Below are 2245 nucleotides of genomic sequence, written 5' to 3'. Positions count from 1 at the left end.
GTCGGTCGAGACGAAGCGGTGATCAGGGAATACATCCGCAAGCAGGAGGCCGAGGATACCCGGCTCGACCAAATGAACATGTGGCGCTAAGGCCGCCTTTAGGCGGCCAATAAAATGGGGGACGCGTCAGCGTCCCTCACAGCTGCTTTGAGCAGCTCAATTCCTAAAGCCCCCGGCTTTGCCGGGGGATACTTACCTCGTGGAAGACGAGGACCGCGTATCTGTCCATCGCCGATTCGATCTCGCGCGCCTCTTCCTTCGTCAGCGGCTGACGCAGATCGAGGCCGGACACCTCGCCGACGAAGTGCTTGTGGATCTGCCGGATGGCGATCGTCATGGCGTTTCCTCCCGCGCAGCGGTTTTCCCGCTCTGTTGGCGCAAAGGCTACTCCCGGGTCGGACGATGTCAACGCGCAGGGCACGCATGGCCCTCAGGCATTCCGCGCCATCAGGCCGCCGTCGACCGGGATCACCGCGCCGGTCAGGAAGGAGGCGGCCGGCAGGCACAGGCTCAGCGTCATGTGCGCGACCTCCTCGGGATCGCCATAGCGTCCGAGCGCGGTGCGGCGCTTGGCGTAGATCGTCTTGTGCTCCTCCGAAATCCGCTCCGTGATCGCGGTACGGATCGGTCCCGGACAGATGCAGTTGACGGTGATGCCTTCGCGGCCGAGTTCGACCGCGAGCGAGCGGGTCAGGCTGGCGACGCCGCCCTTCGCGGCGGAGTAGGGGCTATGCATTGCGGTGGCGCCGAGCGCCTCGGTGGAGGCGATGTTGACGATGCGCGGGCTCTTCGACTTGCGCAGATACGGCAACGCCGCGCGGATGATGCGCGGGTGCGCCGTCAGCATCACAGCGAGGCCCCTGGCCCAGGCGTCGTCATAGGCGGGATCGTCGATTCCCACGCGTACCGAGATGCCGGCATTGTTGACGATGATGTCGAGCCCGCCGAACTGCGCCGCGACCGCATCGATCACGCGCCTGATCTCGCCGGCGTCGGCGACGTCGAGCTTCCAGGCGCTGGCCGAGCCGCCGCTCGCTGCGATGTCCTTCGCGACGGTTTCCGCGCCGGCGGCATCATGGTCGGTCACCGCCACATGGGCGCCCTCGGCGGCGAACACGCGCGCCGTGGCGCGTCCCATGCCGCTCGCTGCACCGGTGACGAGAACGGTCAATCCCCTGACCGAGCGGCTCAGTTGCTTGAATTCGGACATGCGTTCTTTCCCGGGGCCCGCCTGCTCGTTGTTGTACGATTGACAAGGCTGGCACCGATCCGCACACAGGTCAAACGCGAGCATGATCCGGACCCGAAGGGCCTCGCGTTAGCGAAAAGTTGGCACCAGTTTTCCGGCAAGATCATGCTCAAGACAATGAACAAGAGCGAAGGGAGAAAGCGCGATGGCAAACGAGCTCGATTTCACCGGCAAGCAGGTGCTGGTCGTCGGCGGGTCCAGCGGCATCGGCAACGGCATTGCGCAGGCCTTTCGCGCCAGGGGCGCGCAAGTCGCGGTGTGCGGCACGCGCCCGGCTGCGAAGGACTATGCGCAGGAAGAGGGGTCGGATCTCAGCGGCCTTGCCTACGCCAAGCTCGACGTCAGCGACGCCGGCGCGATCGACGCTTTCAAGCCGTCCTTCGAGCGGCTCGATGTGCTGGTGCTGGCGCAGGGCGCGGTGATCTATCGCCGCGGTGAATTCGAGATGGCGGGTTTTCGCAAGGTCGTCGAGGTCAATCTGATGAGCCTGATGGCCTGCGCCACGCGGTTTCATTCCATGTTGCGGGATTCAAGGGGATCGCTGATCATGGTCTCCTCGACCGCGGCCTATCATTCCACCATGGGCAATCCGGCCTACAACGCCTCGAAGACCGGCGCGGTCGGATTGACGCGGACGCTGGGCGAAGCCTGGGCGGAGGACGGCATCCGCGTCAACGGCATCGCGCCCGGGCTCGTCGATACCAAGATGACGAAAGTGACGACCTCGCATCCCAAGCGGCTCGAAGGCGCGCTGTCGCGGATTCCGTTGCGGCGACTGGGGACGCCGGCGGACATGGCGGGCGCAGCCTTGTTCCTGGCCTCGCCGCTGTCGTCCTACATCATCGGCCAGACCATCGTGGTCGATGGCGGTCTCATTCTGTAGGCCACCGCTCCGGCGCGATTACGGCTGACGCTTCTTCGTCATTCCGGGGCGCATCGCGCTGGAACGGTGCGACATCACCTGATTTCAGCCGACCGTCCGACGCTGCCCGGCGG

General features: G+C 65.4%; 3 protein-coding genes and 1 pseudogene. 2 read left to right on the top strand and 2 right to left on the bottom strand.

All coding sequences use genetic code 11. The features are described from left to right. Nucleotides 1-90 (top strand): annotated as a pseudogene (locus KGM94_RS25050) (IS200/IS605 family transposase); the annotation flags it as partial. Nucleotides 91-163: 73 nt separating this feature from the next. On the opposite strand, the gene KGM94_RS25045 reads toward KGM94_RS25050, so the two are convergent. After that, nucleotides 164-337 carry a hypothetical protein gene (locus tag KGM94_RS25045; RefSeq protein WP_300265382.1) on the bottom strand — a complete coding sequence of 58 codons (174 nt, stop codon included), beginning with the start codon at nt 335-337 and terminating at the stop codon, nt 164-166. A 93-nt stretch (nt 338-430) separates the two neighbouring features. After that, nucleotides 431-1210, bottom strand: a complete 780-nt coding sequence (locus KGM94_RS25040) for an SDR family NAD(P)-dependent oxidoreductase (protein ID WP_300265379.1) — start codon at nt 1208-1210, stop codon at nt 431-433. Nucleotides 1211-1394: 184 nt separating this feature from the next. Between KGM94_RS25040 and KGM94_RS25035 the strand changes: the two genes are divergently transcribed. Further along, a complete protein-coding gene (locus tag KGM94_RS25035) occupies nt 1395-2132 on the top strand; it encodes an SDR family oxidoreductase (RefSeq protein ID WP_300265377.1) in 738 nt (245 codons plus the stop codon). The last annotated feature ends 113 nt before the right edge of the window (nt 2133-2245 follow it).

The sequence above is a fragment of the Bradyrhizobium sp. genome, assembly GCF_028868675.1.
Lineage (GTDB): Bacteria > Pseudomonadota > Alphaproteobacteria > Rhizobiales > Xanthobacteraceae > Bradyrhizobium.
Note: the sequence above shows the minus strand (reverse complement) of the source record. Positions and strands in the feature narration are given on the sequence as shown.

Bases quoted from the DNA above. Each gene is read 5' to 3' on its own strand.
- KGM94_RS25045 (WP_300265382.1), bottom strand. From the start codon at position 337: ATGACGATCGCCATCCGGCAGATCCACAAGCACTTCGTCGGCGAGGTG.
- KGM94_RS25040 (WP_300265379.1), bottom strand. From the start codon at position 1,210: ATGTCCGAATTCAAGCAACTGAGCCGCTCGGTCAGGGGATTGACCGTT.
- KGM94_RS25035 (WP_300265377.1), top strand. From the start codon at position 1,395: ATGGCAAACGAGCTCGATTTCACCGGCAAGCAGGTGCTGGTCGTCGGC.